This is a genomic window from Mesorhizobium sp. M0030 (genome assembly GCF_040323695.1).
Classification (GTDB): Bacteria; Pseudomonadota; Alphaproteobacteria; order Rhizobiales; family Rhizobiaceae; genus Mesorhizobium.
In genome coordinates, this window is the sequence record NZ_JAMYVE010000001.1 from 91,242 (window position 1) to 114,585 (window position 23,344).

The 23,344-nt window shown below is 63.9% G+C and carries 15 protein-coding genes and 1 pseudogene; 8 read left to right on the plus strand and 8 right to left on the minus strand.

Translation table 11 applies throughout. From position 1 onward, the window contains the following. Nucleotides 1-212: 212 nt before the first annotated feature. The 6 genes and pseudogenes from NKJ80_RS31435 to NKJ80_RS00480 all read right to left on the minus strand — a co-directional run. Nucleotides 213-340, minus strand: a pseudogene (locus NKJ80_RS31435) (thioesterase family protein); the annotation flags it as partial. Between the two features lie 41 nt (nt 341-381). After that, entirely contained in the window at nt 382-2,601 is a 2,220-nt protein-coding gene (locus NKJ80_RS00460; RefSeq protein WP_352496858.1) for a 3-hydroxyacyl-CoA dehydrogenase NAD-binding domain-containing protein, read from the minus strand. A gap of 23 nt (nt 2,602-2,624) precedes the next feature. Further along, nucleotides 2,625-3,833: an acetyl-CoA C-acetyltransferase gene (locus NKJ80_RS00465; RefSeq protein WP_023669613.1), complete on the minus strand. Its 1,209-nt coding sequence runs from the start codon at nt 3,831-3,833 to the stop codon at nt 2,625-2,627. Nucleotides 3,834-3,864: 31 nt separating this feature from the next. Further along, nucleotides 3,865-5,034: an acyl-CoA dehydrogenase family protein gene (locus tag NKJ80_RS00470; protein ID WP_023688700.1), complete on the minus strand. Its 1,170-nt coding sequence runs from the start codon at nt 5,032-5,034 to the stop codon at nt 3,865-3,867. 232 nt (nt 5,035-5,266) lie between these two features. Next, complete coding sequence (locus NKJ80_RS00475; RefSeq protein ID WP_352496859.1) at nt 5,267-7,057, minus strand: acyl-CoA dehydrogenase; 1,791 nt, start codon at nt 7,055-7,057, stop codon at nt 5,267-5,269. Between the two features lie 273 nt (nt 7,058-7,330). After that, complete coding sequence (locus NKJ80_RS00480) at nt 7,331-7,789, minus strand: MerR family transcriptional regulator (protein WP_023669610.1); 459 nt, start codon at nt 7,787-7,789, stop codon at nt 7,331-7,333. A 480-nt stretch (nt 7,790-8,269) separates the two neighbouring features. Here NKJ80_RS00480 and NKJ80_RS00485 point away from each other — a divergent pair, with 480 nt between their 5' ends. The 4 genes from NKJ80_RS00485 to NKJ80_RS00500 all read left to right on the plus strand — a co-directional run bounded on the left by NKJ80_RS00485 (nt 8,270) and on the right by NKJ80_RS00500 (nt 15,602). Then, nucleotides 8,270-12,262, plus strand: a complete 3,993-nt coding sequence (locus NKJ80_RS00485; protein ID WP_352496860.1) for a peptidoglycan-binding protein — start codon at nt 8,270-8,272, stop codon at nt 12,260-12,262. A gap of 193 nt (nt 12,263-12,455) precedes the next feature. Next, nucleotides 12,456-13,379: a sulfite exporter TauE/SafE family protein gene (locus NKJ80_RS00490; protein WP_352496861.1), complete on the plus strand. Its 924-nt coding sequence runs from the start codon at nt 12,456-12,458 to the stop codon at nt 13,377-13,379. Beyond that, complete coding sequence (locus tag NKJ80_RS00495) at nt 13,379-14,170, plus strand: TIGR02186 family protein (RefSeq protein ID WP_023692548.1); 792 nt, start codon at nt 13,379-13,381, stop codon at nt 14,168-14,170. Before NKJ80_RS00490 ends, NKJ80_RS00495 begins: the two co-directional genes overlap by 1 nt. 175 nt (nt 14,171-14,345) lie before the next feature. Beyond that, entirely contained in the window at nt 14,346-15,602 is a 1,257-nt protein-coding gene (locus tag NKJ80_RS00500; protein ID WP_352496862.1) for an Hsp70 family protein, read from the plus strand. Nucleotides 15,603-15,606: 4 nt separating this feature from the next. Here NKJ80_RS00500 and NKJ80_RS00505 read toward each other — a convergent pair whose 3' ends face one another. Then, a complete protein-coding gene (locus NKJ80_RS00505) occupies nt 15,607-16,506 on the minus strand; it encodes a LysR substrate-binding domain-containing protein (RefSeq protein WP_352496863.1) in 900 nt (299 codons plus the stop codon). A gap of 278 nt (nt 16,507-16,784) precedes the next feature. Between NKJ80_RS00505 and NKJ80_RS00510 the strand changes: the two genes are divergently transcribed. Genes NKJ80_RS00510 through NKJ80_RS00520 form a run of 3 tightly spaced genes read left to right on the plus strand, consistent with a single transcriptional unit; the run spans nt 16,785 to nt 21,384 of the window. Continuing rightward, nucleotides 16,785-19,715, plus strand: a complete 2,931-nt coding sequence (locus NKJ80_RS00510; RefSeq protein ID WP_352496864.1) for a molybdopterin oxidoreductase family protein — start codon at nt 16,785-16,787, stop codon at nt 19,713-19,715. Further along, complete coding sequence (locus NKJ80_RS00515; RefSeq protein WP_023699493.1) at nt 19,712-20,440, plus strand: 4Fe-4S dicluster domain-containing protein; 729 nt, start codon at nt 19,712-19,714, stop codon at nt 20,438-20,440. The genes NKJ80_RS00510 and NKJ80_RS00515 overlap by 4 nt, the downstream gene beginning before the upstream one ends. 5 nt (nt 20,441-20,445) lie before the next feature. Then, nucleotides 20,446-21,384, plus strand: a complete 939-nt coding sequence (locus tag NKJ80_RS00520) for a dimethyl sulfoxide reductase anchor subunit family protein (RefSeq protein ID WP_352496865.1) — start codon at nt 20,446-20,448, stop codon at nt 21,382-21,384. A gap of 12 nt (nt 21,385-21,396) precedes the next feature. Here the strand turns inward: NKJ80_RS00520 and NKJ80_RS00525 are convergent, their stop codons facing one another. Continuing rightward, nucleotides 21,397-22,275, minus strand: coding sequence for a LysR substrate-binding domain-containing protein (locus NKJ80_RS00525; RefSeq protein ID WP_023699491.1), 879 nt, complete (start codon nt 22,273-22,275; stop codon nt 21,397-21,399). Nucleotides 22,276-22,369: 94 nt separating this feature from the next. Here NKJ80_RS00525 and NKJ80_RS00530 point away from each other — a divergent pair, with 94 nt between their 5' ends. Further along, a complete protein-coding gene (locus NKJ80_RS00530) occupies nt 22,370-23,341 on the plus strand; it encodes a quinone oxidoreductase family protein (protein WP_352496866.1) in 972 nt (323 codons plus the stop codon). Nucleotides 23,342-23,344: the final 3 nt, after the last annotated feature.

A 23,344-nucleotide genomic window follows, 5' to 3' on the forward strand; every position in this document is an offset into this window, starting at 1 on the left:
GCGGCGAAGTCGTCATGGATGCCTCAAACTGCCTTGGCAAGGCTGCGCAATCCTTGGTGGGAGGTCATGCAAACCCGCTCGGCCTCGGTCGGCGGCCGCGGTTGAACGGAGCGGTCAAGCGTCCTATTGGACGCGCCAAGGACGCAGTAGCATTTGATTTGGCGCATGATCCTTTCCGAAAATCGATTCCGATTTTCGGGGTCATGCGCGAGGTCGGCGAGCATCATGTAGCGGGCGTTGTTGAGATGGAGGTTGAAGTCGATGTCGGCAGGCAGCGAAAAGCCAGCCGACTTTCGCTGCCGACCGCGTAAAGGGTCACGGCGCGCCTTGCCGTGGCCATCATGCGCGCAAGGCGCCCTCAGACGTACATGGGGCGCTAGCTCAAGCGGCCTTCTGCACCTCGCCTTTCGCATAGGGATCGAAGCGCTGGTAGAAGGTCTCGCCCTTCTCCGCCAGGTCGAGTAGCAGCTTGGGCGCCTTGAACTCGGCGCCGTATTTCTTCTGCAGGCCCTTGGCTATTCTGACGAACTCCCCGATGCCGATGCCGTCGATATAGGACAGCGCGCCGCCGGTGAATGGCGCGAAACCGAAGGCGAGGATCGAGCCGACATCGGCCTCGCGCGGATCGGTGACGATGCCCTCTTCCATCACCCGGGCCGCTTCCAGCGCAATGGTTACCAGCAGGCGCTGCTGCAGTTCCTCATAGTCGACCTTCTCGGCCTCCAGCTGCGGATAGAGATCCTTCAGGCCCGGCCACAGCTTCTTCTTGGCAGGCTTGGCCGGATAGTCGTAAAAACCCTTGCCGTTCTTGCGGCCGAAGCGGCCATGGGTGTCGACCAGCGTGTTGATCAGCGCCATCTGCCTGGGGTCGACAGACTTGTCTCCGAGGTCCCTGATGGTCTGCTTCATGATCTTCTGGGCAAGGTCGATCGCCGTCTCGTCGGTCAGCGCCAGCGGGCCGACCGGCATGCCGGCGGCCTTGGCGGCGTTCTCGATCATCGGCGCCGGAACGCCTTCGATCAGCATCTTGTAGGCTTCCGACATGTAACGCAGCACGCAGCGGTTGACGTAGAAGCCGCGCGTGTCGTTGACGACGATCGGCGTCTTCTTGATGGCGCGCACGAAATCGATCGCGGTGGCCAGCGCCTTGTCGCCGGTCTTCTTGCCCAGGATGATCTCGACCAGCATCATCTTGTCGACCGGCGAGAAGAAGTGGATGCCGACGAAATTCTTCGGCCGCGCCGAATTCTTGGCCAGTGCAGTGATCGGGATGGTCGAGGTGTTGGAGGCGAAGACCGCTGACGATTTCAGCACGGCTTCGGCCTGCTCGGTGGCAGTCTTCTTGACGGCCGAATCCTCGAACACCGCCTCGACCACCAGATCGCAGCCGGCGAGATCGGCATAGTCGGCCGTCGGCGTGATCAGCGACAGAAGTCTGTCCTTCTCCTCGGGCTTGGCGCGGCCCTTCTTGACCTGATCGGAGATCAGGCTGTCGGAATGCGCCTTGCCCTTTTCGGCCGACGCCATGTCGCGGTCGAGCAGGACGACCGGGATGCCGGCCTTGGCGGTGACAAAGGCGATGCCGGCACCCATGAAGCCGGCGCCGAGAATACCGATCTTCTTGAACTTGGTCTCCGGCACGCCGGCCGGACGGCGGGCGCCCTTGTTGAGCTCCTGCAGCGAGACGAACAGCGAGCGGATCATCGCTGCTGCTTCCTTGGACTGCATGATTTCGGTGAAATAGCGCTGTTCGATGCGCAGACCGGTGTCGAACGGCACCAGCAGGCCCTCATAGACGCATTTCAGGATGGCCGCGGCGGCCGGATAGTTGCCGTAGGTCTCGCGACGCAGGATGGCGATGGCCGGCGGCCACAGATTGAAGCCGGCGGGCGAATAGATCAGGCCGCCGGGCAGCTTGAAGCCCTTCTCGTCCCAGGGTTGGACGGCTTTCAGGCCGTTCCTGATCATCGCCTTGGCGGTCTCGATCAGCTTGCCGGGTTCGGCGATCTCGTGGATCAGCCCCATCGCCTTGGCTTTCTGCGGCGACAGCGTCTGGCCGGTGGTCAGCATCTGCAACGCCTGCTGCTGGTCGGTCAGGCGCGGCACGCGTTGGGTGCCACCGGCGCCGGGGAAGATGCCGACCTTGACTTCCGGCAAGGCCATCTTGACCTTTTCGGAGTCAGCGGCAACGCGGCCATGACAGGCCAGCGACAGCTCGAACGCGCCGCCCATGCAGGTACCGTTGATCGCCGAGACCCAGGGCTTGCCCGACGTTTCGAGCTTGCGCCACAGGCCCCCCATGCGGCCGGCATTGTCGAACAGAAGCTGTGCCGCCTTCTCCGGGTCCTTGGTCTTCTCCTTGGCGAATACGGCCAGCATCTTCTGCAGCATGGTCAGGTCGGCGCCGCCGGAGAAGCTGTCCTTTCCCGAGGTGATCACCGCGCCCTTGATGGCGGCGTCGGCCACCACCTGGTCGATGATCTTGTCGAGCTCGTTCATCACCTCTTCGGTGAAGACGTTCATCGAGCGGTCCGGCATGTTCCAGGTGACCAGCGCGATGCCGTCTGCGTCGGTGTCGACCGTGAAGTTTGTATAAGTCATGTCTCTCTCCTTCCGGCCGAAAATCAGACGCGTTCGATAATCGTTGCGGTGCCCATGCCGGCGCCGATGCAGAGCGTCACCAGAGCGGTGTTCAAATCGCGGCGCTCGAGCTCGTCCAGCACCGTGCCCAGGATCATCGCGCCGGTGGCACCGAGCGGATGGCCCATGGCGATGGCGCCGCCATTGACGTTGATCTTGTCGTGCGGGATTTCGAATGCCTGCATGTAGCGCAGCACCACCGAGGCGAAGGCCTCGTTAAGCTCGAACAGGTCGATATCCGACAGCTTCATCTTGGCGCGCTTCAGAAGCTTTTCGGTGACGTCGACCGGACCGGTAAGCATCAGCACCGGCTCGGAGCCGATGTTGGCAAAGGCGCGGATGCGGGCGCGTGGCTTCAGGCCCATCGTCTTGCCGGCCTTCTTCGAGCCGAGCAGTACGGCGGCCGCACCATCGACGATGCCGGACGAGTTGCCGGCATGGTGGACGTGGTTGACCTCTTCGACTTCCGGATGCTTCTGTACGGCGACCGCGTCGAAGCCGCCCATTTCGCCAGGCATGACGAAGGACGGGTTGAGCGAGGCCAGCGACTGCATGTCGGTCGACGGCCGCATATGCTCGTCATGATCGAGGATGGTGAGGCCGTTCTGGTCCTTGATCGGTATGACGGAGTTCTTGAAACGGCCATCGGCCCAGGCCTTGCCGGCGCGCTTCTGGCTCTCGACCGCATAGGCATCGACGTCGTCGCGCGAAAAACCATATTTGGTGGCGATCAAATCGGCCGATATGCCTTGCGGCACGAACCAGCCGGGCAGGCCGACGGACGGGTCCATGAACCAGGCGCCGCCCGAGGCGCCCATGCCGACGCGCGACATCGATTCCACGCCGCCTGCAATGACGATCTCGTCGGCGCCTTGAGCGATCTTGGCGGCGCCGAAATTGATGGCGTCGAGGCCTGAGGCGCAGAAGCGCGAGATCTGCATGCCCGGCGCCTTGTTGTCGTAGCCGGCCTCGAAGGCGGCGGCACGCGGAATGACGGAGCCGGCTTCGCCGACCGGATCGACGCAGCCGAAGATGATGTCGTCGACGTTTGCAGTGTCGAGGCCGTTGCGGTCGCGCAACGCTTCAAGCGTCCTGGCCGCAAGCCGCACCGCCGGCACCTCGTGCAGCGAGCCATCCTTCTTGCCCTTGCCGCGCGGTGTGCGCACGGCGTCATAGACATAAGCTTCAGCCATTTGCTTGCTCCTTGCTTTGCCGACGTCGCTCTCAGAGAGAGCGGCCGATCAGCAATTTCATGATCTCGTTGGTGCCGCCGTAGATGCGCTGGACGCGGGCGTCGCGGAACATGCGGGCGATCGGATATTCATTCATGTAGCCATAGCCGCCATGCAATTGAAGGCATTCGTCGACGACTTTTCCCTGCAGGTCCGAGAGCCAGTATTTCGCCATCGACGCCGTCACCGGATCGAGGCCGCCATTGATGTGGCGGGTGACGCAATCATTGTAGAAGACGCGGCCGATGGTGGCCTCGGTCTTCAGTTCGGCGAGCTTGAACTGGGTGTTCTGGAACTCGATGATCGCTTTGCCGAAGGCCTTGCGATCCTTGACGTAGTCGATGGTCAGCGCCAGGGCGCGTTCGATCATGGCGATCGCGCCGGTGCCGATCTGCAGGCGCTCCTGCGGCAATTGCTGCATCAGCTGGATGAAGCCCTGTCCCTCTTCGTGGCCAAGCAGGTTCGAGGTCGGCACGCGCAGATCATTGAAGAACAGCTCCGACGTGTCGTTGGCCTTCAGGCCGATCTTGTCGAGGTTGCGGCCGCGTTCGAAGCCTTCGGCCTCGTCGGTCTCGACGACGATCAGCGAGGTGCCCTTGGCGCCTTTGGCCGGATCGGTCTTGGTGACGACGATGATGAAATTGGCCAGCTGGCCGTTGGTTATGAAGGTCTTGGAACCGTTGATCTTGTACTGGTTGCCGTCCTTCTCGGCCCGCGTCTTGACGCCTTGCAGGTCGGAGCCGGCGCCCGGCTCGGTCATGGCGATGGCGCCGATCAGTTCGCCGGTCGCCAGTTTCGGCAGCCATTTCTTCTTCTGCTCTTCCGAGCCGTAATGAAGGATGTAAGGGGCAACGATCGCATTGTGCAGGCCGATGCCGAAACCGTCGACGCCGACATGGCCGATCGCCTCGATGATGGCGCTCTCATGCGCGAAGGTGCCGCCGGAGCCGCCATACTCCTCCGGCATAGAGGCGCAGAGCAGGCCGGCGGAACCCGCCTTGCGCCAGCTCTCGCGGTCGACCATCTCGTTCTTCTCGAACTCGTCGTAACGCGGCGCGATCTCTTCCGACATGAAGCGGTGCGCCATGTCGTAGAGCATGCCGACCTCGTCCGCCGCCCAGGCGGGCTTCGGCAAAGAGAGCACTTCGGCTGGATTTGTCATGCCGTTTCTCCCGCGCCAACGTCCCCCTCCCCCTCGAGGGGAGGGTGGCCGCGAAGCGGTCGGGTGGGGTCGCCGATGACGTGCTCGACCTTATCTTCGGAATTGACGCGGGTTTGGGGCATTGCGCTCATCTCCTACCAAAGCGCCAACCAGCCGGCGCACTGCACGCAAGGACCCCTCCCGGCCCTTCGGGCCACCCTCCCCTCAAGGGGGAGGGGGACGCCAGCCATTTCTAGAACGCTTCCGCAGGCAGCGCCATTAGCGTGTCCGCACCACTGGAAATGCGGGCCAGATGTGCCGACGTCTCGGGCATGATCCGCTCCATGAAGAAGCGCGCCGTCACCACCTTGTTGTCGTAGAACGACTGCGAACCATTGGCGCCGGTCTTGCGGAGCGCGGCCTTGGCCATCTGCGCCCACATATAGCCCAGCGCGACCAGGCCGAAGAGATGCATGTAATCGGTCGACGCGGCGCCGGCATTGTCGGGCTTGGCCATGCCGTTCTGCACCAGCCACATGGTCGCCGCCTGCAGATCGTTGAGGCCCTTCTTCAGCGCCTTGGTGAAAGGCGCCAGCTTCTCGTCGGCGCGGTTCTCCTCGCAGAACTCGCCGACGTCCTTGAAGAAGGCCTGCACGGCGCGGCCGCCATTCAGACCAAGCTTGCGGCCGACGAGGTCGAGCGCCTGGATGCCGTTGGCGCCTTCATAGATCATGGCGATGCGGGCATCGCGCACGAACTGGCTCATGCCGTGCTCTTCGATGTAGCCGTGGCCCCCGAACACCTGCTGCGCCATGACTGCATGGTCAAAACCCTTGTCGGTGAGCACGCCCTTGATCACCGGCGTCAGCAGGCCGGTATAGTCGTCGGCCGCCTGGCGATCCTTGTCGTCGGCGGAGCGGTGGGCGATGTCGGACTTGACCGCCGTCCACAGCGCCAGCGCGCGGCCGGCCTCGTTGAAGGCCTTCATGGTCATCAGCGAGCGGCGGATGTCGGGATGGACGATGATCGGATCGGCTTGTCTGTCCGGCGCCTTGGCGCCAGACAGCGAGCGGCCCTGCAGCCGGTCCTTGGCGTAGGAGACCGCGTTCTGGTAGGCGATCTCGGACAGCGACAGGCCCTGCAGGCCGACGCCGAGGCGGGCTTCGTTCATCATCGTGAACATCGCCTTCAGGCCGCCATTGGCCTCACCGAGCAGCGTGCCTTCGGCCTCGTCATAATTCATGACGCAAGTCGAATTGCCGTGGATGCCCATCTTCTCCTCGATCGACCCGCAGGAGAGCGTGTTCTTCTCGCCCGGATTGCCGGAGGCATCGAGCTTCAGCTTTGGCACGATGAACAGCGAGATGCCCTTCACGCCTGCCGGCGCGCCTTCGATGCGGGCCAACACGAGATGGACGATGTTTTCCGACATGTCGTGCTCGCCGGCCGAGATGAAGATCTTCTGGCCGGATATCTTGTAGGTGCCGTTGCCGTTCGGCACCGCCTTGGTGCGCAGCAGACCGAGATCGGTGCCGCAATGCGGCTCGGTCAGGTTCATGGTACCGGTCCAGGACCCCTCGACCAGCTTCGGAAGCCATGTCGCCTTCTGCTCGTCGGTGCCGTGTGTGATGATCGCAGCGATCGCGCCTTGCGTCAGGCCGGGATACATCATCAGCGCCATGTTGGCCGAAACCATGTATTCGGCAACCGCGGTGTGCACGGCATAGGGCAGCCCCTGGCCGCCGAACTCGACGGGCGCCGCCAGTCCCATCCAGCCGCCTTCGCGATACTGGTCGTAGGCTTCCTTGAAGCCCTTCGGCGTCGTCACCGAGCCGTCCTCATGGCGCACGCAGCCTTCCATGTCACCGACGCGGTTCAGAGGATGCATAACGTTTTCGGCAAGCTTGGCGCCTTCGGCGAGGATCGCCTCGACAACGTCGGGCGTCGCGTCGGCAAATCCGGGAAGGTTGGAGTAGCGCTGATAACCTAGCACCTCGTTGAGCACGAACAGCGTGTCCTGGACCGGCGCCCTGTAGATCGGCATGTGTTTCCTCCACCATGCGGGTCTTGGCCGCGAGATTGGGCCCCGAAACATGAGGTTGGGGGCGGCATGCGGGCCAATGTTGAAAGCGGGATAGCAAAAATTGACGTTTGCGTAAACGTCAATTTTGTCGCCGGGACAAAATTACCTATGCCAGCCTATCGGCACGAGCGGTGCATGGCTTTGTGCAAAGCGAGGGGGTCAAACAAAAAGAGCCGCGCGGGCGGCCGCGCGGCTCTTAAGTTCAAAGCTTTCGCCGGGAGCTGCGGAGCAAAATCAGCTGGCGGCGCTGGCCGGGGCCGAACGCTCGGACAGCATCTGGCGCACGGCCGACATCGAGCCGCTCAACTCGTTGATGGCGTCGTCGATCAGCGCGCGCTGCTTCTGCAGGCGGGCAAGCTGCTTCTCCGACTTGTCGAGAGCCAGCCGCAGCTGCTTGGTGTTGGATCCCGTCGGATCGTAGAGATCCATCATCTGCTTGACGTCGCGTAGCGAGAACCCGACCTTGCGGCCGAGCAGGATCAGCTTCAGCCGCGCCTTGTCGCGACGCGTGTATAGCCGCGTCGCCCCATCCCGCTTTGGATTGAGCAGGCCCTTGTCTTCATAGAAACGCAGCGTGCGCAGCGTCACGCCGTATTTCTTGGCCATCTCGCCGATGCGCACGAGCTCCTCACTGGCTTCGGCAGACATATTGTTGGTGTTGGCCGCGGCTTCGCCGGGCGAAACAAGTTTCATAGTCACTGGCTTTCCCCTGTCGTGGCATCGCGGTCTCGGACCTTGCAACGCCTGAGTGGAAGCGGGGGCATGCTTCCAGTCGTGGTTTCAACTAATTCATCGCAAAAGGCACGAACGGCGCCCCTCTTACGTTTACGTCAATTCTATATCGATAGCCGCCGCATGACGCAAGGGCGTTCTGGGATTGCGAAACCTTATGCCGCACTCCCCGGCGCCGGGTCCGAACGGGCACCGCCTGTATTTCAGCAATGCCGTAACTTCTTAAGCTTGGTTAACACCTTGTTTACCACGATGGGTGAAATGTGCGGATGTCGGTCACCCGTGTTTATCCTGTAGCGAATTTTTCACGGTTTTTCGGAGAGCGGGCCTGGCCCGGGAAGCTCGTCTTCCGCCGCAGCAGTGCCGCGCGGCCGCCTTCGTTCCCGACAAGGACTTGGGAAACTGGCAGCAAGCCGGCCATTCTGAAAAACGGACGCACCGATGAACAGCAAGCGGTCCTATCTCGATACACTCAACGCCGGCAGGCCGCGCAGGCCGAACACCACACTTGATGAATTGAACCGCTCGCTGGAAACGCTGGAGCAGCGGCTGGAGCGCAAGCGCGAGGACGCCGCCGAGCGCTTCGATCCGCGCCGGCCCGCTCCGGAGCCGCGCTACGCAAGTGCCCAGCCCTACGCCCCGCCGCCGCGCTGGTACGAGGACCCGCAGCCCGCGCCGCGGCCGAAAAGCCCTGTGACGGCCGGCTTCGACCAGAACTATCAGGCGATCGCGCGCGACATCGACCGCGTGCGCGGCCAGGAAGACAGCGTCGCCGTGGTCGGCAAGATCGCCGGCGAATTGCGTGGCCTGCGCGAGGAACTGCGCCATCAGATGACGGCCGGCCTGCAGCGCGAATTCGCCGCGTTGCGCAAGGACATCGAACGGGCCTTCCAGGCGAGCAACCAATCGGGTGGTCAGGCAGGCGGCTTGCCCGGCAAGGGCAGCGCCGAACTCGGCGTCGAATTCGAGCGGCTGTCCGGCGCCATCCAGACGCTGGCCGAGAAGAGCGACGACCGAAGCGTCAACATGCTGCGGCTCGAGCTCGAGCAGGTAAAGACGGCGCTCGACACATTGGCGCGCGAGGAAAGCGTGCTGAAGGTCGACCGCCGCTGGGACGATTTCGACCGCCGCTGGAGCGCGTTCGAGGACCGTGTCGACGCCGACCAGCGCAACCGCGCCGACGGCCCCGGATTTTCGGCCCTGACCGACCGGCTCGAACAGATCAGCAATGCGGTCCACAATCTGCCGGAATCGCTGTCGCTGCGCTCGATGGAAGAAAAGGTCCGCACGCTTGCCGGCGCCGTCGATCATTTCGTCAGCCAGCAGAGCAACCGCGGCGGCGACACGCTTGGCCTGATCGACGAACGGCTCGATGAGATTTCGCGCGCCATCGTCGCCTCGACCGTCGCCGCACAGGCCAATTCCTTCGACCCCGAACCGTTCGAGCGCATCGAGAAGCGGATCGCCTCGCTGGCGCAGCAGATCGAGGAAGTCGTGCAGGTTCGTCCGAGCGGCGAGGTTCTCGACCGTCTCAGCACGCTGTCGAACAGGGTCGACGAGCTTGCCGGCCGCGCCAATCTGCCGGAACAGGCGATGGAGCGCCTCGGCAAGCAGATCGCGATGATCGCCGACAAGATCGACCGCGCCCCGGCCATGCCCGACGCCGACTATATCTTCCAGGGTCTGGAACAGCGCTTCGACGTGCTGTCGGGCATGATGGAACGCCGGCAGGGCGACGCCATCGAACAGGGCAACATGCTGTTTCGCGATCTCGAGCGGCGGCTGGACGAGGTTGCCGACCGGCTGGACCAGCGCCAGCCGCAGGCTGACAGCGCCGGCATCATGGACGCCATCGACGCACGCTTCACCGCGCTCGCCCAACGCATGGAGACGCGCATTCCCGATCCTGCCAACGAGGCGGCGATCCGCGGCCTGGAAAGCCGGCTCGAAGACATTTCAAGCCGGCTGGAATCGTCGGCCGCGCAGGTCGCCGGCATCGATCCGGCACTGATCCGCAGCCTCGAGGCGCAGGTCTCCAGCCTATCGGCGCATCTGTCGAAGCCCGGCACGCCGCTGCCGGAATTCGAGGACATCAGCCCGCGCCTCAACGAAATCGAGAAGTCGATGGCCGGAACCCGCGAATCCATCATGGGCGCGGCACGCGAAGCGGCCGAGAGCGCCGTGCGCTCGCTGGCAGATTCCAACGCCAACACCGCGGCCGTTACCGGCCTTGCTCAGGATCTGAAGACGCTGGAAGCGCTGACGCGCCGTTCGGACGAGCGCAATTCACGGACATTCGAGGCTATCCACGACACGTTGCTCAAGATCGTCGATCGTCTGGGCTCGCTGGAGACCAGCGAACCGGCCGAGGCGGTGAGCGAGCTTCTGGATGCCCAGGCCGAGCCGGCGCGCCGGGCCCGCGCTGCACGCGCCTCCAAGATTTCGGTGCAGGACGCGCCGTCGATGGATATCGACCAGCCGCTGCCGCTGACCGGAGACATGGCCGATCTCGACGGCCGCGCCGCCGCCATCATGCGCAGCGAGCCGGATATGCGCGCCGACCCGGGTACGCGTAGCGACCCGGTCATGGGCAGCGAACCCGTGCGGCGCTCGCCAGCCGAGGCTGCCGCGGCCGCTGCCCAGGCAGCGCTCGGTTCCGACAGGATTGCCGAGAAAGGCGAAGCCACGGCCAAGAAGTCGCTGTTCGGTGGATTTGCGCGCGCCTTCAGGGGCAAGAAGCCGGCTGACATGCCGCCGCTTGCCGGCTCGGGGCCTAATGTCGACATGCCGAGCGTCGATCTCGACGAGCCGCTCGATCCGAAGCTCGCCAACCGACCGTTGGAGCCGGGCTCCGGCGCGCCCGACCTCAACGCCATCATGAAGCGCGTGCGCGACGAGCGCGGCCCGCCGGTGCGCCAAAACTCCGGCGATGCGTCGAAATCCGACTTCATTGCCGCGGCCAGGCGCGCGGCGCAGGCCGCGGCCGCCGAGGCCGACGCGTTGAAACGCCAGTCTACCATGAAGGGCCCGGTCAAGGCGCTTCGCATCGGCGACCTGCTCAAGGCGCGGCGCAAGCCGATCCTGATGGGAGCGGTCGCGATCATGCTGGCGCTTGCCGGCCTCCAGTTGGGCAAGGCCTTCTTCGCCGACCCGGTCGAGGTCGCAAGCAACGATACAGCGCCGATCGTCGCCTCGCAGCCGGTCGAGACTGCCTCGGTCAACGCTGCCAGCCAACCCAAGGCAGAACAGCAGGTGGCCGTTCAGGACGTGCCGGCCCGGATCGTCAGGCAGGCGGAGCCCACGGAACCGGCAGCTGGCAACGATGCGCCAATGAATGCGGCCTCGGTCGCTGGGCCCGAAATGCCGGCGGTGGAGCCCGCGCCAGCGCCGATGGCTTTGGCCGATCCGGCCCCCGCGCCAAATGCAATGCTGCCGACCACCGCCACTGCGGAACCGGCGGCTGCCGACGCGCAGCCTGCGGCCGCCGTCGTGGCGCCCTCGGCCTCGGATACGACGGCCTCGGATACTACCGGCGCCGTTCCGCCGGCTGATGCCGCGGTAGCACCTGTCGTGGCCAAGATAGACGTTCCGGCCGATGCCGGCCCGCAAGCCTTGCGCGACGCGGCTGCCGGCGGTGACGCCAAGGCGCTGTTCGAGCTCGGTTCGCGCTATGCTGAATCGCGCGGCGTCAAGGAAGACATGGCGGCAGCGGCCAAATGGTACGAAAAGTCGGCCGAGCTCGGCTTCGCACCGGCGGAATACCGCATCGGCAATTTCTACGAGAAGGGCATCGGCGTCACGCGCGACGTCAAGAAGGCAAAGACCTTCTACCAGCTCGCCGCCGCGCAGGGTAATGCCAGCGCCATGCACAATCTGGCCGTTCTGTTTGCCATGGCCGCCGACGGCGTGACCGACAATGAATCGGCCGCGCACTGGTTTCAGGCGGCGGCCGATGTCGGCGTCAAGGACAGCCAGTTCAATCTCGGCATCCTGGCGGCAAAGGGCGTCGGCATGAAGCAGAGCCTGGAGGAATCCTACAAATGGTTCGCGCTCGTCGCCAAGACCGGCGACAAGGATGCGGCTGCAAAGCGCGACGAGGTCGCCACTGCGCTGCGCCCCGAACAGCTGGAGCGGGCGCGCGCCGCCACGGAACTGTGGAAGCCGAAGCCGCTCGACCCGGCGTCCAACTCGGCCGACATTCCTGAATCCTGGCAGGAAGGCACGCCGCAGACCACCGCCAGCGTCGACATGAAGAAGGCGGTCAAGAACATCCAGCTCATCCTCAACAAGAACGGCTACGATGCCGGCGGCGCCGATGGCGTGATGGGCGGCAAGACCAAGACCGCAATCATGGCTTTCCAGACCGACAACAAGATGCAGGCGACCGGCGAAATCGACGAAAAGCTGGTGAAGGCGCTGCTGGCGCACAAATAACGGCAGATGCGTCGCTAACGCGACGCCCTTGCCATACATTTGCCTGTTAACTGCTTGAGATGTTTTTTGTTTCGGTAGGGCGGCGGGGTTTGATCCCACTGCCCCGGCGGTGCAAGAAAGAATTGGCTTTTCGGTGCGACAATGCCCTGGAATGGCTGCAATCGCCGACAGGCAAACTGATCGAGACTGACGGGTGGGCATCTATCTCCCGATCGCGGAAATTTCCGTCAACGTCTTCGTGCTGCTGGCAATGGGCGCGGCGGTGGGTTTCCTGTCGGGCATGTTCGGGGTCGGTGGCGGCTTTCTGATCACGCCGCTCTTGATCTTCTACAACATCCCGCCGGCAATCGCCGTTGCTACCGGCGCCAACCAGGTTATCGCCTCCTCTTTCTCCGGCGCGCTGTCGCACATGAAGCGCCGCACGCTCGACTTCAAGCTCGGCGGGGTGCTGCTGGCCGGCGGCATCGTCGGCTCGACCGGCGGTATCTTTGTCTTTGCCTTCCTGCGTCGGCTCGGCCAGCTCGATTTGTTTATCTCACTGCTTTACGTCGTGCTGCTCGGCACCGTCGGCGGGCTGATGCTGGTCGAGAGCGTCAATGCGCTGCGCGCGACGCGCAGCGGTGCGGCGCCGGTCTTGAAGAAATCCGGCCAGCACAACTGGATCCACCGGCTGCCGCTGAAGATGCGCTTCAGGGCCTCGAAGCTGTTCGTCAGCGTCATTCCGGTGCTGGGGCTCGGCGCCGGCATCGGCTTCCTGTCGTCGATCATGGGTGTCGGCGGCGGCTTCATCATGGTGCCGGCGCTGATCTATCTCTTGAAAGTGCCGACCAACGTCGTCATCGGCACCTCGCTGTTCCAGATCATTTTCACCTCGGCCTACACCACGCTTGTCCACGCCACCACCAACCAGACGGTCGACGTCATGCTTGCCTTCCTGCTGATGGCGGGCGGCGTTGCCGGCGCGCAATATGGCGCCAAGGCAGGACAGAAGCTGCGCGGCGAACAGCTCAGGGCACTGCTGGCGCTGCTGGTGCTGGCGGTCGCGATCCGGCTTGCCATCGATCTCTTCGTCACGCCGCCAAACCTCTATTCGCTGACCGCCGCGGGCCTGAACTGATGCTGCGGTGGGGGATTTTTTCGGCCGCCGTTTTGCTTTTCGCCCTCGCTCTGCCGGCGGCAGCGCAATCGCCGAACCCCTTGCCGGAAGGCATCCAGATCGGTCTCTCCACCGACGCCGTGTCGATCACCGCCGGCTTTTCCGGCGCCGACCTGACCATTTTCGGTTCGCTGGAAAACCCCGACCCGCTGGTCGCGCGGCAGGGGCGCTATGACGTCATCGTCGTGCTCGAAGGGCCGCCGCGGCCGGTTGTGGTGCGCCGCAAGGACCGGGTGCTCGGCGTCTGGGTCAACCTGGAATCGGAGACCTTCGAGAACGTGCCGGTCTCCTACTCCGTCGCCACGACACGGCCGCTGCAGGACATCACCGAACCCAACAGCTACAAGCAGCTGTCGCTCGGCGCCTCCAACCTTTACATGCAACCGGCCGACGTAACCGACAGTCCGGCGACGATCGAGGAATTCACCGTGGCGCTGCGCGAGCGCAAGGCGGCGACCGGCCTCTACAGCGAGAATGTCGGCGGCGTGCAGTTCCTGTCGCAGAACCTGTTTCGCGCCACGGTGCGGCTGGCGCCCAACGTCCCGGTTGGAACGCATAAAGCCCGCGCGTTCCTGTTCAAGAGCGGCCTGTTCCTCAAGGAAAGCTCGGCCCAGCTCGAAATCCGCAAATCGGGTTTCGAACAGTCGATCTTCCGCGTCGCGCATGATTACTCCTTCCTCTACGGCGTCTTCTCCGTGTCGCTGGCCATGATCACCGGCTGGCTGGGCAGGCTGATCTTCCGCAGGGATTGACGCGCACGACCCATTTCCGGGGAAAGGGGGTTCCCCTTTTCTCAGTCTTGCGATAGACCGCCGCCTCCCAACCCTCGGTTACACGCACAATCATTCGGCAGAACGGTCAGGCCTCTGGACGGCGCGCGCCTTGCGGACGCCTGCCACAGCGACGACCCAATGACAGGAGGCTGCAATGCACCAGGCATTTGGCGGCATCGATTTCGGCACGTCCAATTCTACGGTGGGCGTGATCCGCAACGGCCAGGCACGGCTGGTGGCGCTGGAAGGCGGACAGCCGACATTGCCAAGTGCGGTGTTCTTCAACTTCGAGGACGGTCACACCTATTTCGGCCGCCGCGCCATTGCCGACTATACCGACGCCATCGAGGGCAGGCTGATGCGGTCACTGAAGAGCGTGCTCGGCAGTTCGCTGGCGCATGAGAAGACGCGCATCAAGGCACGCCAGATCGGTTTCATCGACATTGTCGGCATGTTCGTCGGCCATTTGAAGAAGCGGCTTGAGGAAGATGCCGGCGCTCCGGTGGAGAACGTTGTGCTCGGCCGGCCGGTGCAATTTGTCGACGACGATGTGGAAGCCGATGCCAAGGCGCAAAGCGAGCTTGAAAAAGCGGCGCGCGCGCAAGGCTTCAAGCACATCGCCTTCCAGTTCGAACCGATTGCGGCAGCACTCGACTATGAGCAGGACGTGAAGCGCGAGGAACTGGCGTTGATCGTCGACATGGGCGGCGGCACGTCCGACTTCTCGATCGTGCGCGTTTCGCCGCAACGCGCCCGCTCACGCGACCGCAAGGACGACATCCTCGCCAACCGAGGCATTCATATTGGCGGCACCGATTTCGACCGGCTGCTCAGCATCGCCCATGTCATGCCCAAGCTCGGCTATCTCTCGCCCACAAAAGACGGCAAGCGCAACCTGCCGGCGAGCTATTTCATTGATCTCGCGACGTGGCAGCGCATCAACCTCGTCTATACTGCCAAGGCGATGACGCATCTGAGGCAAATCCGCTTCGAGGCCGTCCGCGCCGACCTTGTCGACCACTTCATCCATATTGTCGAGCACCGTTACGGCCATGCGCTGGCCGGCCTCGTCGAACGAGCCAAGATCGCGCTGACGGATCAGGCTTCGGCCGATGTAACGGTGGCGCTGCCTGGCGCGCATTTCGCCGCCGAGATCTCGCGGACCGGCCTGGAAGAGACCATCGCCGCCGACATCGAGCGGGTGTCCGCTACGGTGCGGCAGACGATTGCCGATGCCGGCATAACGGCCTCTGCGATCACCGCCGTATTCCTCACCGGCGGTTCGACCGCGATCCCGTTGGCACGGCGTGAAATCCTGTCGCTGGTGCCGCAAGCCGCCGTTATCGAGGGCGACATGTTCGGCTCGGTCGGCCTTGGCCTGGCGCTGGATGCGCAGCGGAAGTTCGCCTGATCGCTTACGCCGGATTGCTGACGGCTTCAGCGCCGAGATGCGCCTTGAGCGCCATCTGGGCCAGGCTTGCCTGGCGGTCACGATGGGTGATCATGGCGAAGTCACGCTTCGGCAGTTCGAGCGGCACCGACCGGAGACTGCCCTCGGCGACGGCGCGTCCGACGACGAGGTCCGAGATGATGGTGGCGCCGGCGCCGGCCTCGACCGCCTGGCGAACCGCCTCGTTGCTCGGCAGCACCAGAAATATCTGCAGGTCGCCAAGCGATATCCCCTCGCGGCGGGCCAGGTCCTCCAGCACCTCGCGCGTGCCCGAACCACCCTCACGGATGATCCAGCGCAGCCCTCTGATATCCGGGCGGCCCGGCGCGATCTCGGCGATTTCGGGATGCGAGGCGGCGACGACCAGCATCAAGCTGTCGACGTCGACCTTGGTGCGGCGGAGGATGTCTGACTCGGTGCGCCCCTCGACCAGACCGAGATCGGCGGTGCCGTCGAGCACATTGGCCTCGACCTGCCTGGTGTTGCCGATGCTGACGCTTAAGCGCACCGCCGGGTAGGCTTCATGGAAAGAGGCCAGCCTGCGCGGCAGCCAGTAGCTGGCGATGGTCAGGCTGGCGGCGATCGACAGGCTGCCGGCGACCGTCTGCGAGACATGCTCCAGCACATTTCGGGCGGCGGCGGCGCGTTCCAGCACCGCCTTGGCCTCGGGCAGGAAACGGTGGCCGGTCTGAGCCAGCTCGATGTTGCGGCCGACACGGTTGAACAGATGAACGCCATGCTGCTCTTCCAAAGCGCGGATGGCCGCCGACGCCGCCGACTGGGAGATGCCCAAAAGCTCCGCCGCCTTGGTCATATGGCCGCGTTCGGCAACGGCAACGAAAATGCGCAACTGGTCCAGCGTCATGTGTGCATTAAGAACCAATTCCGATCGAATTTACAAGAACAACTGATTAGACGGATCGATAGCTTTATTCTACTTTTTCAGTCGAAGTTAGAAAAAATTCGCCAACAAATCGCGGCCAACAAAATGATCGGGCGGTTCAGATCCCTTTTTGCGCATTGGACCCGTGGCCTCAGGCGGCGGCTGGCCGGCGATCGATATCATCCTGAAGAACACTATATGCGTGGCCCCGGACCGAAGACGCGGGCCAAATTCGCAGGTAGCAAAAGCACGCCGGCATCATGAACCCAGCTGCGCCGCGCGGGGCCAATTCCGCACCGTCGCAACGGCCGCTTGCCGACACGCGCGCGCCGGACGAAGGCGACGGTGTCGACACCTCGCCTGATGTCTCCGACAGCATCGCCAAGACCACCTGTTATATGTGCGCCTGCCGCTGCGGCATCGACGTCCACATCAAGGACGGCAAGGTGCGCTACATCAACGGCAACAAGGACCATCCGGTCAACCGCGGCGTAATCTGCGGCAAGGGCAGCTCCGGCATCATGCAGCACTACAGCCCGGCGCGGCTGAAGAAGCCGCTGTTGCGCAGCGGCCTGCGCGGCTCGGGCGAATTCCGCGAGATCGAGTGGGAGGAAGCGTTTTCGATTGCGGCCGGGCGGCTATCGAATATCCGCCGGACCGATCCGAAAAAGCTCGCCTTTTTCACCGGGCGCGACCAGTCGCAGTCGCTGACCGGCTGGTGGGCGAGCCAGTTCGGCACGCCGAACTTCGCCGCCCATGGCGGCTTCTGCTCGGTCAACATGGCGGCCGGCGGGCTCTACACGATCGGCGGCTCGTTCTGGGAGTTCGGCGAGCCGGACTGGGACAATACGAAATACTTCATGCTGTTCGGCGTCGCCGAGGACCATGATTCCAACCCGATCAAGATCGGCTTGGGTAAACTCAAGGCGCGCGGCGCCAAGGTGGTGTCGATCAACCCCTGTCGCACCGGCTACAACGCCATTGCCGACGACTGGATCGGGATCCGGCCCGGCACCGACGGCCTCTTCGTCTTCGCCCTAATCCATGAACTGCTGAAGGCAGGCCGCGTCGATCTCGATTATTTGCTGCGCTACACCAACGCCCATGTGCTGGTCGTCCAGGAGCCGGGTGCGGCGGACGACGGGCTGTTCCTGCGCGACAGCGACAACAATCTTCTCGCCTGGGACAGAGTGGCGAAGACAACCGTCAACGCAGCCGATGCGGATGCGAAACCGGCGCTGACCGGCAGCTTCACGTTCGCCGGCCGCCGTTGCGTGCCGGTGTTCCGGCTTATCGCCGACCGCTACATGGACGACAGCTACGCACCCGATGCGGTCGCGGCACGATGCGGCATTCCGGCCGACACCATCCGCCGGATCGCTGCCGAACTCGCCCACGTCGCCTTCGAACAGACGATCGAACTGCCGGTTGCGTGGACCGACTGGGCCGGACGGCGGCACGAGACGATCAAGGGACGGCCGGTGTCGATGCATGCCATGCGCGGCATCTCGGCCCACTCCAACGGCTTTCACTCCTGCCGTGCCATCCACCTGCTGCAGGTGCTGCTCGGCACGGTGGACGTGCCCGGTGGCTTCCGTTTCAAGCCCCCCTACCCGCGCTCGGCGCCGCCGGGACCGAAGCCGGCCGGCAAGGTGGTCAGGCCGATGACGCCGCTCGACGGCATGCCGCTCGGCTTCGTCTGCGGGCCGGACGATCTCCTGGTCGACGAGGCCGGCACGCCTTTGCGCATCGACAAGGCTTATTCCTGGGATGCGCCGCTCGCCGCGCATGGGCTGATGCATACGGTCATCCGAAATGCGTGGGCCGGCGACCCGTACCCGATCGACACGCTGATGATGTACATGTCGAACATGGCTTGGAATTCCTCGATGAACACCGTCGAGACCATTGCCATGCTCACCGACCATGACGAAGCGGGTAACTACAAGATCCCCTTCATCATCTATTCCGACGCCTATTATTCCGAGACGGTGCCGTTCGCCGATCTGGTGCTGCCCGACACCACCTATCTCGAACGTCACGACTGCATCAGCCTGCTCGACCGGCCGATCAGCCATGCCGACGGGCCGGGCGACGCGATCCGCCATCCGGTGGTCGAACCCGACCGAGATGTCAGGCCGTTCCAATCGGTGCTGATCGAACTCGGGGCGCGGCTGGACCTGCCCTGCTTCATCAACGATGACGGATCCGCGAAATATCGCGACTATGCCGACTACATCGTCAATCACGAGCGCACGCCCGGCATTGGCCCGCTCGCCGGCTGGCGCGGCAAGGACGGCACGTCTGTCGGCAAGGGCGAAGTCAATCCCGACCAGCTGCAGCGCTACATCGACAATGGCGGCTTCTGGCACCAGGATTTTGCTGAGGACCAGCGCTATTACAAGATGGCCAACCGCCCCTATCTCGACTTCGCAGAGCAGATGGGGTTCATCCCCAAGGCCGAGCCGATCGTGTTCCAGCTCTATTGCGAACCGATGCAGCGCTTTCGCCTCGCCGCGCGCGGTCATGGTCGCGTCCAGCCGCCCGAGAGCGAACGCCAGCGCATCGAGACCTATATGGATCCGCTGCCGTTCTGGTTTACGCCGTTCGAAGAGGCCGCGGTCGATCCGCAGAAATATCCGCTGCATGCGCTGACGCAGCGGCCGATGCACATGTATCATTCCTGGGGCTCGCAGAATGCGTGGCTGCGGCAAATCACCAGTCAGAACCGCCTGTTTGTGCACCACCAGACCGCGGCAGATCTCAGTCTCGTCGACGACGACTGGGTGTGGATCGAAAGCATCAACGGTCGGGTTAAGGGGCAGATCAAGCTGGTCGACGGCGTCAATGCGGATACGGTCTGGACCTGGAACGCCATCGGCAAAAGGCGCGGCGCCTGGGGTCTGAAGGACAACGCTGCCGAGAGCAATCGCGGTTTCCTGCTCAACCACATTGTCGGCGACCAGACATCGGCTGACGCGAAAGGCAAACGCTATTCGAATTCCGATCCGGTGACCGGCCAGGCGGCGTGGTTCGACCTCAGGGTACGCATTGTCAAATGCTCTGATGAGGAAGCCGGCTTCACCGAACCGCAATTCGAGCGTTTCAGCCAGCCGCCAAATGTCGAGCCTTCGCCCGACATCCTTCGCTTCGGCGCCGAGTTCCGCGTCCATAGGGAAGCCGTGGAATGACCTGCCTTCCCGCCCATACAGACAAGAAGCTTGGCCTAGTCATCGACCTCGACACCTGCGTCGGCTGCCAGGCCTGCGTCACCGCCTGCAAGGAGTGGAACACCGGCGGCCACATGGCGCCGCTGACCGACATCAACCCCTATGGCGGCGATGTCGACGGCGTCTGGTTCAACCGCGTGCACAGCTACGAGCACACGACCGAAGCGGGCGGTCGCACGGTCAACTTCCCCCGCTCCTGCCTGCACTGTGAAACGCCTGCCTGCGTCACCGTCTGCCCCACCGGCGCCTCCTACAAGCGGGCGTCGGACGGCATCGTGCTGATCGACGAAAGCAAATGCATCGGCTGCAAACTGTGCAGCTGGGCCTGTCCCTATGGCGCGCGCGAATTCGACCCCGATGTTGGCGTGATGAAGAAATGCACGCTGTGCGTCGACCGCATCTACAATGACAATCTGGCCGAGGAAGACCGCGTGCCGGCCTGCGTAGCCGCCTGCCCGACCAGCGCCCGGCATTTCGGCGATCTCGGCGATCCCACCTCGGCTGTCTCGCAATTGGTGGCGGAGCGTGGCGGCGTCGACCTGATGCCGGAGATGGGCTACAAGCCGACCAACAAGTACCTGCCGCCGCGCGCCCGGCGTGCCGCATCGGTGCCGGCGGCAAGGCTCGACCCGGTCAGGGCCGAAGGCGGTTTCCTCGGCTGGGTCGACCGCATGCTTTCGAACTGATATCCATGCATCCTGCCGCCTCGGTCGTTTTCTTCACCACTGCTACAGGAGCGGGCTACGGACTGCTGGCGCTGCTTGGCGTGCTGGGCGGGCTGGGCTTCATCCCGGCCGATTTCTGGCTTGGCCTTATCGGAATGGGGCTGGCGCTTGGGCTGATTGCTGCCGGCCTTTTGTCTTCGACCGTCCATCTCGGCCGCCCCGAACGCGCATGGCGCGCCTTCTCGCAATGGCGCAGTTCGTGGCTGTCGCGCGAAGGCGTGGCTTCGGTGGCAACCTTCATTCCGGCCGGGTTGTTCGGCATCGGCTGGGTGTTCTTCGGCCACACCGGAGGCTGGATGGCCATCGCCGGGTTTCTCGCAACTATCGGCGCAATCGTCACCGTCTGCACCACCGGCATGATCTATGCCTCGCTGAAGCCGATCGCGCAGTGGCATAGCCCGTATACGCTGCCGGGCTATCTCATCTTTTCGGCGATGACCGGCAGCGTGCTGTTGAACGCGCTGCTGCAGGCTTTCGCCATCAGCCCGACCGCCGTTGCGGTAGCCGCCCTGCTGCTGACCTTGCTCGGCTGGGGCTGGAAGCTGGCGACGTGGCGATACAATGACGCGCTGGAGATCGCGACCACCGCCAACGCGGCGACAGGGCTCACTGGCGGCACAGTGCGCTCGCTGGAATGGCCGCACACCGAGGAGAACTACCTGCTCAAGGAAATGGGTTTTCGGATCGCGCGCAAACATGGCGCAAAGCTGCGGCTGATCACGCAGTTGCTGGCTTTCGCCTTGCCTTCCCTGCTGCTGCTTTCTGTCTTATTCGCTTTGCCCTGGCCATTCGCAGCGGTGCTGTCGGTGCTTGCGGCAATCGTCCAGTTCGCCGGCATGCTGGTCGAGCGCTGGCTGTTCTTCGCCGAGGCCAAGCACACCGTCACCCTCTATTACGGCCGGTAGAGCGTCCCGCCGTCAGGCGGCCCGTGCTCGTGGCGCCGCCGGCAAATCCTTAAGCAGGATTTCGATCGCGGCATCGATTACAGCTGTCCTGCGGTCGTGCGCGTAAAGGCCGTATTGGACCGTGAGCGGCTCGGGCAGGCCGGCTGACGTCTTCAGCACCCGCATCGAAGCGGTACGCACGGATTCGGGCGGAAGCAGTCCAACGCCCAGTCCGTTCTCGATCACGGCCTGAAGGCCGGTGACGCTCTGGCACGACAGGACGATCCGGTGCTCCCGACCGGCGGCGACCAGCGCCTCGATCATCCGCCTGCGCCAAGGGCAGGTTGCGCCGAAGGCGGCGAGATCGAGTGGCCGGTCATGGTCCAGCACATAGTCCTGGGCGCAGACCCACTGCAGTTCGACGTTCCATGTCGTCACGGCATCGGCCGCGACGACGGATGTCGGGGCAATCATGACATCCAGCGCATCCTCGCTCCACAGCCGTCCCAGCGCGACGCTGTGCTCGACCATCGCGTCGAGGCTGATGTCGGGATAGGTGCGATGCAGCCGCCCAAGCGCGGCCGAAAGCGCGGCCGTGGTGACCTCTTCGGCAAGACCAATACGCACGCCGCCGCCAATGCTAGCCTGCTGCAGACGCGCCACCGCTTCATCGCCGAGAGCGAGGATGCGGGTCGCGTATCCCAGAAAGAGCTCGCCTTCCGCAGTCGGCACAACGCCGCGGCCGGTGCGCTGGAACAGATGCCGCTGGAGCAGGCCCTCGAGCCGACGCATCTGCATGCTCATCGCCGATTGGGTCTTGCCGGTCTGCGCGGCGACCCTGCTCAGGCTACCTTGCCGGCAGACCGCGACATAGGTGCGGAGAAGGTCGAGGCCGATCTGTTCAGATATCATTTTGTTTGAACTCTGATGTCATAGGTATCAGTCTACAATGATATCTCGCCACGCGCTATCTCACACTCAAGAGAACAGCGCAGGAGAGAAAACCATGAAAGCGATCCGTGTTCACCGCCATGGCGGGCCAGATGTGCTCGCCTACGAAGATGTCGACATCGGCCAGCCCGGACCGGGCGAGGTGCGCGTGCGCAACCGGGCGGTCGGTCTCAACTTCGTCGACATCTATTTTCGCACCGGCGAATACGCGCCGCCCGCTCTGCCATTCATTCCCGGCAATGAAGGCGCAGGCGAAATCGTCGCCGTCGGTGAAGGCGTCAGCGGCTTCGCGCCTGGCGACCGAGTCGCCTATGTCGAGACCCTCGGCGCCTATGCCGAAGAACGCATCGTGCCGGCGCATTTCGTCGTGCATCTGCCCGACGCCATCGATTTCGAGACAGGTGCGGCGATGATGCTGAAAGGGCTGACGGCGCAATATCTGCTGCGCCGCACGTTTCGCGTCGAGGCGGGCCATACCATCCTGGTGCATGCCGCGGCGGGCGGCGTCGGCCTCATCCTGACGCAATGGGCCAAACATCTCGGCGCGACCGTCATCGGCACGGTCGGTTCACCCGAAAAGGCCGAACTTGCGCGCGCCAATGGCTGCGACCATGTCATCGACTACAGCAAAGAGAATTTCGCCGCACGGTTGAAAGAGGTCACCAACGGCGAAGGCTGCCACGCCGTCTATGACGGCGTCGGCAACGCGACCTTCCCCGCCTCGCTCGACTGCCTGCAGCCGTTCGGCACCTTCGTCAGCTACGGCACAGCGTCGGGGTCGATCCCGCCCTTCGACATCATGCTTTTGATGCAGAAGGGTTCGCTCTTCGCCACCTGGCAGTTGCTGTTCCATCATCTCGCCAGACGTGAGGACGTCGTCGCCATGAGCGGGGAGCTGTTCAGCGTCGTGCTCAGCGGCGCAGTGAAAATCCCGGTGCACACAAGCATGCCGCTTGCCGAAGTGGCGGAGGCGCATCGCCGGCTCGAAGCACGGCAGACGACAGGCGCAACCGTGCTTATACCGTAGAAA

What these genes read in the sequence shown, in the direction of transcription:
- NKJ80_RS00460 (WP_352496858.1), bottom strand. Translation starts at nt 2,601, where the DNA reads ATGACTTATACAAACTTCACGGTCGACACCGACGCAGACGGCATCGCG.
- NKJ80_RS00465 (WP_023669613.1), bottom strand. Translation starts at nt 3,833, where the DNA reads ATGGCTGAAGCTTATGTCTATGACGCCGTGCGCACACCGCGCGGCAAG.
- NKJ80_RS00470 (WP_023688700.1), bottom strand. Translation starts at nt 5,034, where the DNA reads ATGACAAATCCAGCCGAAGTGCTCTCTTTGCCGAAGCCCGCCTGGGCG.
- NKJ80_RS00475 (WP_352496859.1), bottom strand. Translation starts at nt 7,057, where the DNA reads ATGCCGATCTACAGGGCGCCGGTCCAGGACACGCTGTTCGTGCTCAAC.
- NKJ80_RS00480 (WP_023669610.1), bottom strand. Translation starts at nt 7,789, where the DNA reads ATGAAACTTGTTTCGCCCGGCGAAGCCGCGGCCAACACCAACAATATG.
- NKJ80_RS00485 (WP_352496860.1), top strand. Translation starts at nt 8,270, where the DNA reads ATGAACAGCAAGCGGTCCTATCTCGATACACTCAACGCCGGCAGGCCG.
- NKJ80_RS00495 (WP_023692548.1), top strand. Translation starts at nt 13,379, where the DNA reads ATGCTGCGGTGGGGGATTTTTTCGGCCGCCGTTTTGCTTTTCGCCCTC.
- NKJ80_RS00500 (WP_352496862.1), top strand. Translation starts at nt 14,346, where the DNA reads ATGCACCAGGCATTTGGCGGCATCGATTTCGGCACGTCCAATTCTACG.
- NKJ80_RS00505 (WP_352496863.1), bottom strand. Translation starts at nt 16,506, where the DNA reads ATGACGCTGGACCAGTTGCGCATTTTCGTTGCCGTTGCCGAACGCGGC.
- NKJ80_RS00510 (WP_352496864.1), top strand. Translation starts at nt 16,785, where the DNA reads ATGAACCCAGCTGCGCCGCGCGGGGCCAATTCCGCACCGTCGCAACGG.
- NKJ80_RS00515 (WP_023699493.1), top strand. Translation starts at nt 19,712, where the DNA reads ATGACCTGCCTTCCCGCCCATACAGACAAGAAGCTTGGCCTAGTCATC.
- NKJ80_RS00520 (WP_352496865.1), top strand. Translation starts at nt 20,446, where the DNA reads ATGCATCCTGCCGCCTCGGTCGTTTTCTTCACCACTGCTACAGGAGCG.
- NKJ80_RS00525 (WP_023699491.1), bottom strand. Translation starts at nt 22,275, where the DNA reads ATGATATCTGAACAGATCGGCCTCGACCTTCTCCGCACCTATGTCGCG.
- NKJ80_RS00530 (WP_352496866.1), top strand. Translation starts at nt 22,370, where the DNA reads ATGAAAGCGATCCGTGTTCACCGCCATGGCGGGCCAGATGTGCTCGCC.